General features: G+C 60.3%; 10 protein-coding genes. 1 reads left to right on the top strand and 9 read right to left on the bottom strand.

Annotation, left to right across the window (positions count from 1 at the left end):
- Window position 1 precedes the first annotated feature (1 nt).
- From gltB to NQL71_RS11070, 9 genes are all read right to left on the bottom strand, one after another.
- Window positions 2-4,447 carry a glutamate synthase large subunit gene (gltB, locus tag NQL71_RS11110; RefSeq protein ID WP_077185445.1) on the bottom strand — a complete coding sequence of 1,482 codons (4,446 nt, stop codon included), beginning with the start codon at window positions 4,445-4,447 and terminating at the stop codon, window positions 2-4.
- Between the two features lie 350 nt (window positions 4,448-4,797).
- A complete protein-coding gene (locus NQL71_RS11105) occupies window positions 4,798-6,387 on the bottom strand; it encodes an AAA family ATPase (RefSeq protein WP_046816963.1) in 1,590 nt (529 codons plus the stop codon).
- Window positions 6,388-6,397: 10 nt separating this feature from the next.
- Complete coding sequence (gene aroB, locus NQL71_RS11100; protein WP_046816962.1) at window positions 6,398-7,498, bottom strand: 3-dehydroquinate synthase; 1,101 nt, start codon at window positions 7,496-7,498, stop codon at window positions 6,398-6,400.
- A 151-nt stretch (window positions 7,499-7,649) separates the two neighbouring features.
- Window positions 7,650-8,168 carry a shikimate kinase AroK gene (aroK, locus tag NQL71_RS11095; protein WP_032831512.1) on the bottom strand — a complete coding sequence of 173 codons (519 nt, stop codon included), beginning with the start codon at window positions 8,166-8,168 and terminating at the stop codon, window positions 7,650-7,652.
- A gap of 4 nt (window positions 8,169-8,172) precedes the next feature.
- Window positions 8,173-10,218 carry a type IV pilus secretin PilQ gene (locus NQL71_RS11090; RefSeq protein WP_274642644.1) on the bottom strand — a complete coding sequence of 682 codons (2,046 nt, stop codon included), beginning with the start codon at window positions 10,216-10,218 and terminating at the stop codon, window positions 8,173-8,175.
- A gap of 13 nt (window positions 10,219-10,231) precedes the next feature.
- Window positions 10,232-10,756, bottom strand: coding sequence for a pilus assembly protein PilP (locus NQL71_RS11085; protein ID WP_046816960.1), 525 nt, complete (start codon window positions 10,754-10,756; stop codon window positions 10,232-10,234).
- Window positions 10,753-11,376 (bottom strand): type 4a pilus biogenesis protein PilO, encoded by a 624-nt coding sequence (gene pilO, locus NQL71_RS11080; protein ID WP_166618838.1) that lies wholly within the window; start codon window positions 11,374-11,376, stop codon window positions 10,753-10,755. Before pilO ends, NQL71_RS11085 begins: the two co-directional genes overlap by 4 nt.
- Window positions 11,373-11,939, bottom strand: coding sequence for a PilN domain-containing protein (locus tag NQL71_RS11075; RefSeq protein WP_046816958.1), 567 nt, complete (start codon window positions 11,937-11,939; stop codon window positions 11,373-11,375). Before NQL71_RS11075 ends, pilO begins: the two co-directional genes overlap by 4 nt.
- A complete protein-coding gene (locus NQL71_RS11070) occupies window positions 11,939-13,000 on the bottom strand; it encodes a pilus assembly protein PilM (RefSeq protein WP_077185449.1) in 1,062 nt (353 codons plus the stop codon). Before NQL71_RS11070 ends, NQL71_RS11075 begins: the two co-directional genes overlap by 1 nt.
- Window positions 13,001-13,215: 215 nt before the next feature.
- On the opposite strand from NQL71_RS11070, the gene NQL71_RS11065 reads away from it, so the two are divergent.
- Entirely contained in the window at window positions 13,216-15,654 is a 2,439-nt protein-coding gene (locus tag NQL71_RS11065) for a penicillin-binding protein 1A (RefSeq protein ID WP_425520683.1), read from the top strand.
- Window positions 15,655-15,792: the final 138 nt, after the last annotated feature.

The raw sequence follows: 15,792 nt of genomic DNA, 5'->3' as shown, positions 1-15,792 counted from the left end.
ATCACTGCGGGTTGGCACGGGTGCTGGAAAGCAACGATTTCAGGTTGGCAGCCTTGGGCTTGACCAGCCAGAAACGACGCACATAGTCATCGAGGTTCTCGGCGAGTTCACGACCCCACTCGCTGTCGGTTTCCTCGACGTACTCGTTCAGCACGCGTTGCAAATGGCTACGGTAGGCTTCCATCGCCTCGCCGCTGATCCGCTGGATTTCCACCAGTTCGTGGTTGACCCGGTCAACGAAGGTGTTGTCCTGATCGAGCACGTAGGCGAAACCGCCGGTCATGCCAGAGCCGAAGTTGTAACCGGTCTTGCCCAGGACGCAGACAAAACCACCGGTCATGTACTCACAGCAGTGATCGCCAGTGCCTTCCACGACGGTGTGGGCACCGGAGTTACGCACGGCGAAACGCTCGCCCGCGGTACCGGCGGCGAACAGCTTGCCGCCAGTGGCGCCGTACAGGCAGGTGTTGCCGATGATGGCACTGTCCTGGGTCTTGTAGATGCTGCCCTTCGGCGGAACGATGACCAGCTTGCCGCCGGTCATGCCTTTGCCGACATAGTCGTTGGCATCCCCTTCCAGGTACATGTTCAGACCGCCGGCATTCCATACACCAAAGCTCTGACCGGCCGTACCTTTGAAGCGGAAGGTGATCGGCGCGTTGGCCATGCCCTGGTTGCCGTGCTTGCGCGCGATGTCACCGGAGATCCGCGCGCCGATGGAACGGTCGCAGTTGCAGATATCCAGGGCGAATTCGGCGCCGCTCTTGTCGTTGATCGCCGAAGTGGCCATGTCGACCATTTTCTCGGCCAGCAGGCCCTTGTCGAACGGCGGGTTACGCTCAACACCGCAGAACTGTGGCTTGTCCGCCGGGACGTGGTCGCTGCCCAGCAACGGGGTCAGGTCCAGGTGATGTTGCTTGGCGGTCTGGCCTTCGAGGACTTCCAGCAGATCAGTACGACCGATCAGCTCTTCGAGGGAGCGCACGCCCAGCTTGGCCAGCCACTCACGGGTTTCTTCAGCGACGTAGGTGAAGAAGTTCACCACCATGTCGACGGTACCGATGTAGTGATCCTTGCGCAGCTTCTCGTTCTGGGTTGCGACGCCGGTGGCGCAGTTGTTCAGGTGGCAGATGCGCAGGTATTTGCAGCCCAGGGCGATCATCGGCGCGGTGCCGAAGCCGAAGCTTTCAGCGCCAAGGATGGCTGCCTTGATCACGTCGAGGCCGGTTTTCAGGCCGCCGTCGGTTTGTACCCGCACTTTGCCGCGCAGGTCGTTGCCGCGCAGGGTCTGGTGGGTTTCGGCCAGGCCGAGCTCCCACGGGGCGCCTGCGTACTTGATCGAGGTCAGCGGCGATGCACCGGTACCGCCGTCGTAGCCGGAGATGGTGATCAGGTCCGCATAAGCCTTGGCCACACCGGCAGCAATAGTGCCGACGCCCGCTTCTGCGACCAGCTTCACCGAAACCAGCGCCTTCGGGTTGACTTGTTTGAGGTCGAAAATCAGCTGTGACAAGTCTTCGATCGAATAGATGTCGTGGTGCGGCGGTGGCGAAATCAGGGTCACGCCCGGCACTGCGTAACGCAGCTTGGCGATCAGACCGTTGACCTTGCCGCCCGGCAGTTGACCGCCTTCGCCCGGCTTGGCGCCTTGGGCAACCTTGATCTGCAGCACTTCAGCATTGACCAGGTATTCCGGGGTCACACCGAAACGGCCGGTGGCAACCTGCTTGATCTTCGAGCTCTTGATGGTGCCGTAGCGCGCCGGGTCTTCGCCGCCTTCACCGGAGTTGGAACGCGCACCGAGGCGGTTCATGGCTTCGGCGAGGGCTTCGTGGGCTTCCGGCGACAGGGCGCCCAGGGAGATACCGGCGGAGTCGAAGCGCTTGAGCACCGATTCCAGTGGTTCGATCTCGCTGATGTCCAATGGAGTGTCGAGGGTTTTGACTTTCAGCAGGTCGCGGATCATCGACACCGGGCGGTTGTCCACCAGCGACGTGTATTCCTTGAACTTGCTGTAGTCGCCCTGCTGCACAGCGGCTTGCAGGGTGTTGACCACGTCCGGGTTGTAGGCGTGATATTCGCCACCGTGGACGAACTTCAGCAGGCCACCTTGCTGGATCGGCTTGCGCGGGCTCCAGGCTTCAGTAGCCAGGGCTTTCTGCTCGGCTTCGATGTCGACAAAGCGCGCACCCTTGATGCGGCTCGGTACGCCCTTGAAGCTCAGGTTGCAGACTTCCTCGGACAGGCCGATAGCCTCGAACAACTGCGCACCGCGGTACGAAGTGATGGTCGAGATGCCCATCTTCGACAGGATCTTGAGCAGGCCCTTGGTGATGCCTTTACGGTAGTTCTTGAACACCTCGTAGAGGTCGCCCAGAACTTCACCGGTACGGATCAGGTCGCCCAGCACTTCATAAGCCAGGAACGGATAGACGGCAGAGGCGCCGAAACCGATCAACACGGCGAAGTGATGCGGGTCACGTGCGGTCGCGGTTTCCACCAGGATGTTGGAGTCGCAACGCAGGCCCTTCTCGGTCAGGCGGTGGTGTACCGCACCGGTGGCCAGGGAGGCGTGGATCGGCAACTTGCCCGGGGCAATGTGACGGTCACTCAGGACGATCTGGGTACGACCGGCGCGCACGGCTTCTTCAGCCTGATCGGCAACGTTGCGGATCGCGGCTTCCAGGCCGATGCTTTCGTCGTAGTTGAGGTCGATTTTCTGGCGTTCGAAGCCCGGACGATCGAGGTTCATCAGCGAGCGCCACTTGGCCGGGGAAATGACCGGCGAGCTGAGGATCACGCGCGAGGCGTGTTCCGGCGACTCCTGGAAGATGTTGCGCTCGGCACCGAGGCAGATCTCCAGCGACATGACGATGGCTTCACGCAGCGGGTCGATCGGTGGGTTGGTGACTTGCGCGAACTGCTGGCGGAAATAGTCGTACGGCGTGCGCACGCGCTGGGACAGCACGGCCATCGGCGTATCGTCGCCCATCGAGCCGACGGCCTCGTAACCTTGTTCGCCGAGCGGACGCAGCACCTGGTCGCGCTCTTCGAACGTGACCTGATACATCTTCATGTATTGCTTGAGCTGATCGACGTCGTAGAACGCCGAACCGTGGTCGTTGTCTTCCATGGTCGCCTGGATGCGCAGGGCATTCTTGCGCAGCCATTGCTTGTACGGATGACGGGACTTCAGGCGGTTGTCGATGGCATCGGTGTCGAGGATCTGACCGGTTTCGGTGTCCACGGCAAAGATCTGGCCCGGGCCAACACGGCCCTTGGCGATCACGTCTTCCGGCTGGTAGTTCCAGACACCGATTTCGGACGCCAGGGTGATGAAACCGTTCTTGGTGGTGACCCAACGCGCCGGACGCAGACCGTTACGGTCGAGCAGGCACACCGCGTAGCGACCGTCGGTCATTACCACGCCAGCCGGGCCGTCCCACGGCTCCATGTGCATCGAGTTGTATTCGTAGAACGCCCGCAGGTCCGGGTCCATGGTCTCGACGTTCTGCCACGCAGGCGGAATGATCATCCGCACGCCACGGAACAGGTCGATGCCACCGGTAACCATCAGCTCCAGCATGTTGTCCATGCTCGAGGAGTCGGAACCGACGCGGTTGACCAGCGGGCCGAGTTCTTCCAGGTCCATCAGGTCGTTGCTGAACTTGGTACGACGGGCCACGGCCCAGTTGCGGTTGCCGGTGATGGTGTTGATCTCGCCGTTGTGCGCCAGGAAGCGGAACGGTTGAGCCAGCGGCCATTTCGGCAGGGTGTTGGTGGAGAAGCGCTGGTGGAACACGCAAATCGAAGTTTGCAGGCGCTCATCGCTCAGGTCCGGATAGAAGGCGGTCAAGTCCGCCGGCATCATCAGGCCTTTATAGATAATGGTCTTGTGCGAAAAGCTGCAGACGTAGTGGTCGGTATCAGCGGCGTTGGCCACCGACGAGCGACGACGGGAAGTGAACAGCTTGACGGCCATGTCCTGGTCGCTCAGGCCTTCGCCACCGATGAACACCTGCTCGATCTGTGGCAGGCGCTCAAGGGCCAGGCGGCCGAGGACGCTGGTATCGATCGGCACTTTGCGCCAGCCGACCAACTGCAGGCCGGCCGCCAGGATCTCGCGATTCATGTTCTCGCGAGCCGCTTCGGCTTTGACCGGGTCCTGGTTGAAGAAGACCATGCCCACGGCGTATTGCTTGGGCAGTTCGGCACCGAAGGTTTCCTGGGCGATGGCTCGCAGGAACACGTCCGGCTTTTGAATCAGCAGACCGCAACCGTCGCCGGTCTTGCCGTCAGCATTAATCCCACCGCGGTGGGTCATGCAGGTCAGGGCCTCGATGGCCGTTTGCAAAAGGGTATGACTGGGCTCGCCTTGCATATGGGCAATCAGGCCGAAACCGCAGTTATCCTTGAATTCATCTGGTTGGTACAGACCTGCTTTCATAGACACTTTCTCACCAGGCTGCCTCTTATCGAGGCAAATTTCTTTTCAATTCAACCACTTACCTTCCGCGCCGAACGTACGCCAGCTTTGCGGGGGCAAAAGGGAGGTCATTGTACACACCGACACTTGGCCTCACAAATTTGGCGACGAAATGTCGCAAATCTATGTCGCATTTGTGAAAGGTTTAAAGCGATCTGCTGTGCTAGTCAAAACTTTTTTTAATTTTGACCGCAACGACTCAAAGACTACTGTGACGCAGACACCACAAGGCACGCGGCCTGTAGAGGCGGCATGCCGTGCAGAAATTTTGAGGTGCTTGGAGAGGCGGCCTGGGTAAGGCCGCCGAATCTTCAGCGAGCTGTTGCCAGTTCCTGTTGGACGCTGGCGACAGAGCGTGGCCAAGGTTTACCAGCCTGAACCTTCGCTGGCAAGGCCTTGATGGCGGAAACGGCTGCATCACGATTGGCGAAACTGCCGTAGGTGATCACGTAGAGCGGTTTGCCGTTGAGGACTTTCTTGAAATAACGGTACTCGCCGCCCTGCTCCTTGACGAAGCTTTGCGCGGCCGTTTCCGAGCTGGTGCCGAGGATCTGCACCACGTAGTTCCCCGGCGCCTGGCCCGCGTACCAGGTGCCACCGGCAGCCTTGGCGCCGGTCGCCGGTTTTTCGGCCGGTTTGGCGGCAACGGCGGCAGGCTTGGCCGGCGCTGGAGCCGGTGCAGGCTTGGCAACCGGGGCAGGCGCCGGTTTGGCGGTAGCGACCTGGGTCGGTGCAGGCGTCGGTTTGGCTGCCGGCGTTGGCGCAGGGCCAGCCGGAACGCCTGTCGGCGGTGCAATGGTGGTCACGGTTGGCGGGGTCGCGCTGGAACCCTCGACCGGTACGCCGTCATCGCCTTCGGTAATACCGCCTGCCGCTTCGGCCAATGGCTCGCGCATGACCGGTTGCGAATTGCCGACCAACGGCAATGGCATTGGCTGCGTATTGCCGGCGAATTCGACGGCCGGCGCACCGCCAGACTGTGGCGACCCCTGCCCGAGCGGTAGTTGCGCCTGTTCGTTGGCAGGCGCCCCCGTGGTCGGTGTCTTGCTGCGACCCGGCATCAACCAGGCGGCAGCTACCGCGACCACAACGACGGCGGAAATCGCCAATACGTGTTTCTTCGGCATATTGAACCCCATACTTGGACGCTTCACCGCGGAGCGGCTGGCAATCATGGCTTCGATCATCGCATCGCGGGCAACCTGGTTGATATTGCCAGGCCAACCCTCGGAGCTTTCGTGAATATCAGAGATCTGATTTGCAGTGAAAAGTTCGATACCCCGGCCGGCGCCTTCGAGCCGCTGCTCCAGGTATTCGCGAGTTTCCTCTTCGGTGTAAGGCTGCAGTTCGATGACATGGAAGCGCTCTTCCTCGAGACTCAACTGATCGAGCTGAGCGATCATCGACGACTCGCCGAACAGGAACACATGCGGACGGCCTTCCGGTGCACCGGCGGCCAGGGCCATCAAGGCCTCGAGCGCAGACTCGTCAAGCTGCTCGGCATCATCGACCAGCAGATAGACCTCCTGCCCCGTAAGAGCAAGTTGAACCACCTGTTTCAGGATTGCACCGATCTCGGCCTGGGCAACGTTCAGTGCCTGGGCGACCTGCTGCAACAAGCCAGCCGAATCACCGGCGCCACGGGCGGAAACCACCACGCTCTGCACCGTTTGCTTGTTGGTGCTGGCCACCAGGGCCTGACGCAACAGGGTCTTGCCGCTGCCTTGTGGACCGGTGACCACCAATAGCAACTGGCTGTACCGCGCCAGATGGTGCAACTGCCCCAGTACCGGTTTGCGCTGGGCAGGGAAAAACTTGAAGCCAGGGACCCGTGGAGCAAAAGGGTCATGACTCAACTGGTAGTGGCCGAGGAAAGCCTCGTCGGCATGCAAACTAGTCATCGTGTTCTTATTAACCTTTAAGCTGAGCCAGGGCGCGGTAATCCGCTCCCAGCGTGGCCTGTAGAACCTCTTTCGGATAATCGTCGGTCACCACCGCTTCGCCCATGTGGCGCAGCAGCACCAGGCGCAAACGACCGTCGATCACTTTCTTGTCAATTGCCATGTGCTCGAGAAAATCGGCTTCCGTCATTTCTTCAGGCGGAATGACCGGCAGGCCGGCACGCTGGAACAGTCGGATGCCACGGTCGCGGTCCTGCTCGCTGATCCAGCCCAGGCGCGCGGACATTTCCAGAGCCATTACCGTGCCAGCAGCCACCGCTTCACCATGCAGCCAGACACCATAGCCCATATGAGTCTCGATCGCGTGACCGAAGGTGTGACCCAGGTTGAGCGTTGCCCGCACACCGGTTTCCTTCTCGTCGGCGCCGACCACGGCCGCCTTGGCCGCACAGGAGCGCTCGATGGCATAGGTCAGGGCTTGCTGATCCAGGTTGCGCAGGCGGTCGACGTTGTCTTCGAGCCAGGTCAGGAACGGCTCATCGCAGATCAGCCCGTACTTGATGACTTCAGCCAGGCCGGCGGACAGCTCGCGGGCCGGCAAGGTATTGAGAGAAGTGGTGTCGATCAGCACGACGTTCGGCTGATAGAAGGCACCGACCATGTTCTTGCCCAGCGGATGGTTGATACCGGTCTTGCCACCCACCGAAGAGTCGACCTGCGACAGCAGCGTGGTCGGCACCTGGATGAAATCGACACCGCGCTGGTAGCAGGCCGCCGCGAAACCGGCCATGTCGCCAATCACACCGCCCCCCAGGGCGATCACCGTGGTGCGTCGATCATGCCGCGCGGTCAGCAGGCCATCAAATATCAGTTGCAGGGTTTCCCAGGTCTTGAAGGCCTCACCGTCAGGCAGCACCACGGAAATCACCGAGAACTGCGCAAGACTGCGGGTCAGACGTTCGAGATAGAGCGGCGCGACGGTTTCATTGGAAATGATTGCCACTTGCCGTCCACGAATATGGGGGGCCAGCAGCTCAGGCCGGTCCAACAAACCTTCGCCAATATGAATCGGGTAGCTGCGCTCGCCTAGATCGACCTTGAGTGTCTGCATGTGTCCCCACAGTGAAGATGGAATCAGGCAACCTGCCTTGAGTTAACGAATGTCTACGGCCACTGCTGGTGTGACGCCGCTCGTCGGCCGTTCGCCACAACCTGGAGCGGTCATGGCCGGACGCCGAGGATAGCGCATTTCGTGCAGCGCTTTAACGGGGCGGCAATTGCTGCAGACGCTCCAGGATATCGAGCACGACCATTCGCGGTGGTCGCTCATCGGTTTCCACCACCAGATCGGCGATTTCCCGATAAAGGGGATCACGGATCGCCAGCAGATCCCGCAGGGTCTTGGCCGGATCGGCGGTGCGCAGCAAGGGCCGATTGCGATCGCGGGACGTGCGACCGACCTGTTGCTCGACAGAGGCATGCAGATAGACCACCCGCCCGCCAGCGCGCAGCGCCCGACGATTGGCTTCACGCATGACTGCCCCGCCGCCGGTCGCCAGCACCACGCCATCGTAATCGCACAGCTCGGCAATCATTGCCTGCTCGCGCTCACGAAAGCCCGGTTCGCCTTCCTTGTCGAAGATCCATGGGATATTGGCGCCCGTGCGTAATTCAATTTCCTTGTCGGAATCTTTGAATGGCAAGCGCAGCTCTTTGGCCAGCAATCGGCCGATGGTGCTTTTGCCAGCCCCCATCGGTCCTACAAGTATCAAATTTCGCACAGAATCAACGACTCACAGCAATCGCCTGGTTATTCATGATACGCGGAGTGAGAAACACCAACAGCTCGGATTTTTTCTCCGAAACCACGTCGCGCCGGAAAAGGCGGCCAAGATACGGCACATCGCCAAGAAATGGCACCTTATCTACAACCTTGCTTTGAGTATTTGAGAAAACACCGCCAATGACGATGGTCTCGCCATCGTTCACCAGGACCTTGGCGTTGACTTCGTTTTTCTTGATCGGCGGCACATCCTGGACCTTGTTCAGGTAGTCCGGCTCGTCCTTGGTGACCTTGACCTCCATGATGATCCGGTTGTCCGGGGTGATCTGCGGCGTCACCTCCAGCGACAGCGAAGCTTCCTTGAAGGAGACCGACGTAGCACCGCTGGAGCTGGCTTCCTGATAGGGAATCTCGGTGCCCTTGAGGATCTTCGCGGTTTCCTTGTCAGAGGTGACTACCTTGGGTTGCGAGACGATTTCACCATTGCCGGTCTTTTCCATGGCCGTCAATTCGAGGTCCAGCAATACGTTGTCCGTGATGAAGGCAATGCCGATGCCCGACGTGTTGTTGGCGGCACCCAAGTCGACGAACGGCGAACCGCTACTGGCGTCGGCGCCGTTACCGACCCCGGAAACATTCCAGTTGCCTTTGTTCTGTATCGAGCCACCCCAGCGCACGCCGAGGCTTTTGTCATAATCAACGTTGGCTTCCACGATGCGCGCCTCGATCATCACCTGACGCACCGGGATATCCAGTTGCGCAACGATTCGCCGCAGTTCGTCGAGCCGGTCCTGGGTCTGGTAGGCAATGATGTTGTTGGTGCGCTCATCGACGGTGATCGACCCCCGCTCGTCGGCTTTCGCCTCGGCACTGGTCACCGACTGGAACAGTTTGGCGATATCGGCCGCCTTGGCGTAATTGACCTGCAACAGTTCCCGACGCAGCGGCGCCAGGTCGGCAATCTGCTTCTGTGATTCAAGCTCCTGACGCTCACGGGCCGCAATTTCGTCGGCCGGCGCAACGAGCAGCACATTACCCACCTTGCGTTTGTCCAGGCCCTTGGTTTTCAGCACCAGGTCCAGCGCCTGGTCCCAGGGTACATTTTGCAGGCGCAAGGTAATGCCCCCCTGCACCGTGTCACTGGCGACCAGATTGAGGTTGGTGAAATCGGCGATCAGTTGCAGCACCGAGCGCACATCGATGTCCTGGAAATTCAGCGAGAGCTTTTCACCGCTGTAGGCATTACGGTCCGCGTTGCGCTTTTGCAGGTCGTCGACAGTCATCGGACGGACGCTGACGGTCAGCTTGTTGTCGGTCTGATAGGTCGAATAATCGAAGGCACCACCGGGCTCGATCGTGATCGTCGCCCTATCCCCTATGACACTGGCATTGACGAACTGCACTGGGGTAGCGAAATCCTTGACGTCCAGGCGCACGCGCAATGGCTCGGGCAATCGGGTCTTGGCAAAACCGAGAATGATTTTGCCTTCGCGTTCCTGAATGTCCGGGGCAATGGACGGATCCGACAAATCAATCACGACATTGCCTTCCCCCTGAGTGCCACGTTGGAAATCCACCGCACGAATGGCCTTGCCAGCCGGCGCAGCCGCACGTTTCGAGGCCTGGACCGGAACGGCGGTAGCGGCCGCTCGCGGGGCCATGCCTTTGCCACCCTGCCCGATCACCACAAACAGATTATTGCCTTCGACCCGGAAGTCGTAGGGGCTCAACTGGGTCAGATTGATGATCAGCCGCGCACGATCCTTGGCCTCCACCACAGTCGCGCTGCGGGCATTGCCATTGCCCAGGTCCCGCGTCTTGCTCGCCAATTGACTGACGACACCGGGCAGATCCAGGGCAATCCTGGCGGGGGATTCCGTGGTGTAGCCACGGGGCGTCGGAGGTGGCTCGTCGAACACCAGTTTCAACTCGACGCGATCTCCCGGTAAAGCGGCGACATCCAGCGCCTTGAGTTTGGCCGCTTGTACCATCGGCGCCAGCAACGCTATCCATAGCGATACGCCGAGGGCGGAGAGAATCCTGTTCATTGTTCGAGTTCCACTATGAATGCTCTTTCAAAGGAAGGGTCCGCGGCCGCTCCAGCCAAGCCCCTTCACCGTCGGGAACGATTTCGACCACATCGACTTGCGAGCCACTGATGGCGACTATCCGACCGTCGTTACGCCCCAGGTAATCGCCGACTTTCAGCCGATGCACCCCACCGGCGCCGCGCAACAAGGCAAAGGAGCCCGCTGCATTGGAGATTGTGCCGACCATTTCAAACTGCTCGATATTGAAACCCTCAAGGTACTGCTTGACCCGGTTGGGGTCCGGCTGGACATTACGCGCCCCCTGCTTGAGTGCGAGATCGACCTTGACCTGCCGGGAAAACGGGCTGCGCAGGTTGGCGGCGTTATAGGTGAATGTCGGGTAAGACCGGAATGTCGGCGTTGGTTCAATCTGGCCCGGTGCCCGCAGGCGCATTTCGTTCATGTAAGCGTCCAGATCACTGAAATCATCGCTGCCGCCACAGCCAGCCAATATGGCCATCAACACCATCAGCGAATAACCACGAAGCGGGCTCATCGATGCAGCCCCTTGTCGTTGTAGCGGTAGGTCTTGGCCAGGATGCTCATGCGCAACTTCGGCCCGCCGTCGGGATTGACCGGCGCCAGGTCGAAATCATGCAGGGTGACGATACGCGGCAACCCGGCCACGCCACTGACGAAAGTGGCCAGGTCGTGATAGGCGCCGGTAACCGTGATCTGGATCGGCAATTCGATATAGAAAGGCTGGGTGACCTCCGGCAGCAGCTTGATCTCTTCGAACTCCAGGCCGCTGCCCAGCCCCGTTCGCGTGATGTCCTCCAGCAAGCCGGGGACTTCGGTGTCGCTGGGCAGTTGCCGGAGCAGCACGCCAAAGGAGTTCTCCATCTCCTTCATCTGCTGGGTGTAGAGCTCCAGATTCGCCGCTAAATGGGATTTGCTGGCAAATTGCTCTTTGAGGGTCGACTCCTCCTTGCGCTTGAGTTCGAGCTGGCTTTCAAGCTCGCTCGTGGAAAAGCTGTAGCCGATCGAAAGCACCAGGATTGCGACCACAATGCCCGTCAGGACCTTGATCGCGGGTGGCCAGGTACCGATGTTATTGGTGTCCAGATCGTTGATGTCGATCCGGCGAAGCCCTTCGAACCACTCGGACGGACTCACTTGTCGACCTCCGTGGCCGCAGGCTGGGTCTGACGAACGGTCAACTGAAAAACGTTGGCCTGGTCCAGCTGACCAGCGGTCGTCGCCTTGACTTCAGTGAGGCTGGGCGCATCAAACCAGTCGGACGCATCAAGGTTGCGCATCAAGTCTGAAACGCGATTATTCGATTGCGCCGCCCCGGTAATGGACAAGGTCTTGCCCGCCATTTTGACTTCAGTGAAAAACACCCCATCGGGCAAGGTGCGCGCCAATTGATCAAACATTCGCCCGCTGATCGGACGATTGCCCTGCAAGTCCTGGATGATGCGCATGCGCTCGACCAATTGCTCGCGACGGGCCTTGAGATCACTGATCTGCTTGATCCGCTCGTCGACCACGGCGATTTGTCTGCCGATGTAATCATTACGCGCAAGCTGCCGCTCGATGGCGCTGCTGATGACCTGGTTGGCGAAGAACAGCGCACCCGTCGAGCCCACCAGTACACCGACCAGCATCAGTAGAAAGCGCTTGCGCCGCTGTTCGCGCCGCTCTTCGCGCCAGGGCAATAGATTGATCCGCGCCATCAGTCGAAACTCCTGAGGGCCAGCCCGCAGGCGATCATCAGTGCGGGCGCATCGCTGGTCAGCGCCGCGGCGTTGACCTTGCTGCTCAGGGTCATGTCGCAAAACGGATTGGCCACCTGTGTCGGCGTACCCAGTTGCTGCTCGATCAACTGCTCCAGGCCGGAGACCGACGCAGTTCCCCCTGCCAGCAGAATGTGGTCGACCGTTTTGTAGTGGCCCGAAGCAAAGAAGAACTGCAACGAACGCGACACTTGCTGCACCAGCGCCTCACGAAATGGCTGCAAGACTTCACTGGCATAATCGTCAGGCAAACCACCCTGCTTCTTCGCCAGGCCCGCTTGCTCGACGGTCAGACCATATCGGCGCTGAATTTCCTCGGTGAGCTGGCGGCCACCAAACAACTGTTCGCGGCTGTAGATGATCCTTCCGTCATGCAGCACGCTCAGGGTGGTCATGGTTGCGCCGACGTCGACCACCGCCACCAGTCGCCCTTGGAAGCCCCCTCGCGGGTTCTTCAGCAGACTGCAAGATCGTTCCAGGGCATAGGCCTCGACATCGACCACGCGCGCAGTCAAGCCCGCCAGGCCCAAGGCGGCCTCTCGGATTTCGACGTTCTCCTTGCGACAGGCGGCGAGCAACACGTTGACCCGCTCAGGATTGCGCGCTGACGCGCCCTGGACCTCGAAATCGATGGCAACTTCGTCCAACGGATAAGGAATGTACTGATCGGCCTCAATCTTCAGCTGATCTTCCATCTCGTCATCGGAAAGTCCGGCCTCCATCTCGATAGTCTTGGTGATCACCGCCGAACCGGCCACAGCCACGGCTACGTTCTTGAGGCTGGTCCGGGCCTTGACCAGCGCACGCGCCACGGCCTGGCCCACGCCATCGAGCTCGGTGATGTTTTTTTCGATGACCGCACCGGGGGGTAACGGCTCGACCGCGTAAGTTTCGACCCGATAGCCACTGCCCTGGCGGCTCAGCTCCAGCAGCTTCACCGATGTGGAGCTGATATCGATCCCCAGAAGCGACCTGGCTTTTTTATTGAAGAGTCCTAGCACTACCAATTCCCTATGACTTTCCGTGTGTTACGGACTCCATAACGGGGGTTGCGTTCAAACCACCCGTCTTGACAGCAGCGCAAATAACGCCATGGACGGAAAAATGCTTATAATGCCCAGCGTTTTTTTCCGCTTTTTCTCAAGCGCGGGTCGTTCTCCTTAGCCTGAACCCTGATGCCAAATTCATTTTTTACCCTGGATGTCCAAAAGCCTTGATTCGTCTGCTGAAATTTTTCGGTTGGTCCATCGTCGCCGTATTCTGCGGACTGCTTCTGGGTCTGAGTGGGGCGTTTCTTTACCTTAGTCCCGGATTACCGTCCGTAGAGGCACTGAGAAGCATCCAGTTGCAGATCCCTTTGCGGGTCTACAGCAGCGATAACAAGTTGATCGCAGAATTCGGCGAAATGCGCCGTACACCGATCCGTTTCGCCGACATTCCCCCCAATTTCATTAATGCGTTACTAAGTGCTGAAGACGACAACTTCGCCAACCACTACGGTGTCGATCCCAGCAGCCTGATGCGCGCCGCCACTCAGCTGGTGAAAAGCGGCCATATCCAGTCCGGCGGCAGCACCATCACCATGCAGGTGGCGAAGAACTTCTTCCTGACCAGCGAACGCAGCTTCTCGCGCAAAACCACCGAGATTCTCCTGGCCCTGCAGATCGAACGACAACTGACCAAGGACGAAATCCTTGAGCTTTACGTCAACAAGATCTATCTGGGCAATCGTGCCTACGGCATCGAAGCGGCGGCGCAGGTGTATTACGGCAAGTCGATTCGCGACATCAGCCTGGCGCAGATGGCGATGATCGCCGGCCTGCCCAAGGCCCCTTCGCGATTCAACCCGCTGGCCAACCCGGCCCGCAGCAAGGAGCGTCGCGACTGGATCCTGGGGCGCATGTACAAGCTGGGCAAAATCAGCGAAGCCGACTACACGGCCGCCATCAACGAACCACTGAACGCCAGCTATCACGTACCAACGCCAGAAGTGAACGCGCCCTACATCGCCGAGATGGCTCGCGCCGAAATGGTTGGTCGATATGGCAGCGATGCGTACACCGAAGGTTTCCGCGTCACCACCACGGTGCCGAGCAACCTTCAAGAGATGGCCAACACCGCCCTCCACGAAGGCTTGATGACCTATGACCAGCGTCACGGCTACCGGGGCCCCGAGTCGCGCCTGCCGGGCAAGACGCGCGAGGCGTGGGCGACCGAACTGACCAAGCAACGCACCGTCAGCAGTCTCGAGCCGGCCATCGTCACCCAGGTCGACAAGAACGGCCTGCAAGTGCTGACCCGCACCGGCAGCGAGCACGTTGGCTGGGACAGCATGAAATGGGCTCGCCCATTCCTGAACACCAACAGCATGGGGCCCAATCCGAAACAACCCTCGGACGTAGCCCAGGTCGGCGACCTGATACGCGTGCAGCGCCAGGCGGACAATACGCTGAAGTTCAGCCAGATCCCGCAAGCCCAGGGCGCACTGGTCTCCCTTGACCCGCAAAATGGCGCCATCCGCTCTCTGGTCGGCGGTTTCGCCTTCGAGCAGAGTAACTACAACCGCGCCCTTCAGGCCAAGCGCCAGCCGGGCTCGAGCTTCAAGCCGTTCGTCTACAGCGCCGCCCTGGATAACGGCTACACCGCCTCCAGCCTGGTGAACGACGCACCGATCGTGTTTGTCGACGAGTACCTGGACAAGGTCTGGCGCCCGAAAAACGATACCAACACCTTCCTCGGCCCGATCCGCCTGCGCGAAGCGCTCTACAAGTCGCGCAACCTGGTTTCGATCCGCCTGCTGCAAGCAATGGGGGTTGGTAAAACCATCGACTACATCAGCCGCTTTGGCTTCAACAAGCAGGATCTGCCGCCCAACCTTTCCCTGGCCCTGGGCACCGCGACCCTGACACCAATGGAAATTGCCACGGGCTGGGCTACCTTCGCCAATGGCGGCTACAAGATCACCCCGTACATCATCGACAAGATCGAGAGCCGCAACGGCGATACGCTGTTCGTCGCCAACCCGCCAAGCGTGCCAAAAGGCGCTGTCGCGACCGACGGTATCGCCGCACCTGCCGCCGAAGCCTTTACGGTCAATGCAACACCTGGCCAAGTACCGGGCGAGCCACCAGCCGCGCAAGCACCCGCCGTGGCTGAGCGCATTGTCGACGGACGCACAACCTACATCCTCAACAGCATGCTCGAAGACGTGATCAAGCTCGGTACTGGCCGTCGCGCGCTGGCCCTGGGACGCGGCGACATCGCGGGCAAGACCGGTACCACCAACGAGTCCAAGGACGCCTGGTTCTCCGGCTACAACGCCGATTACGTCACCACCGTCTGGACCGGCTTCGACCAGCCTGAAAGCCTGGGTCGCAAGGAGTTTGGCGGCACCGTCGCCTTGCCGATCTGGATGAACTACATGGGGGCTGCGCTCGAAGGACTGCCGCCACACACCCAGCCGGAGCCGGAAGGCATCCTGAGCCTGCGGGTAGACCCTGTCAGTGGTCGTGCGGCCACTCCAGGCACGCCAGGGGCTTACTTCGAACTGTTCAAGGTCGAGGATACGCCGCCGACGGGCAATGAGCTGGGCAACGGCACTGCGCCAGGCAGCCCACTGCCGGCGGATGAAGCGGCACCGATTGATTTGTTCTGATCCCGTATAGCAGCGCAAAAAGCCCCGCCTTCGAGTGAAGCGCGGGGCTTTTTTATTGCCTGCCAGCCTTGCATTGATTGAGCTGCCGTCTTCGCGGGCAAGCCCGCTCCCACTGGGATTAGCGGCGCCCGCACCCTC

The organism is Pseudomonas serbica (assembly GCF_028823535.1).
GTDB classification, from domain to species: Bacteria; Pseudomonadota; Gammaproteobacteria; order Pseudomonadales; family Pseudomonadaceae; genus Aquipseudomonas; species Aquipseudomonas serbica.
Note: the sequence above shows the minus strand (reverse complement) of the source record. Positions and strands in the feature narration are given on the sequence as shown.

Coding starts and splice junctions, on each gene's coding strand:
- NQL71_RS11075 (WP_046816958.1), bottom strand. CDS start 11,939: ATGGCGCGGATCAATCTATTGCCCTGGCGCGAAGAGCGGCGCGAACAG.
- NQL71_RS11105 (WP_046816963.1), bottom strand. CDS start 6,387: ATGACTAGTTTGCATGCCGACGAGGCTTTCCTCGGCCACTACCAGTTG.
- aroB (WP_046816962.1), bottom strand. CDS start 7,498: ATGCAGACACTCAAGGTCGATCTAGGCGAGCGCAGCTACCCGATTCAT.
- NQL71_RS11085 (WP_046816960.1), bottom strand. CDS start 10,756: ATGAGCCCGCTTCGTGGTTATTCGCTGATGGTGTTGATGGCCATATTG.
- NQL71_RS11090 (WP_274642644.1), bottom strand. CDS start 10,218: ATGAACAGGATTCTCTCCGCCCTCGGCGTATCGCTATGGATAGCGTTG.
- gltB (WP_077185445.1), bottom strand. CDS start 4,447: ATGAAAGCAGGTCTGTACCAACCAGATGAATTCAAGGATAACTGCGGT.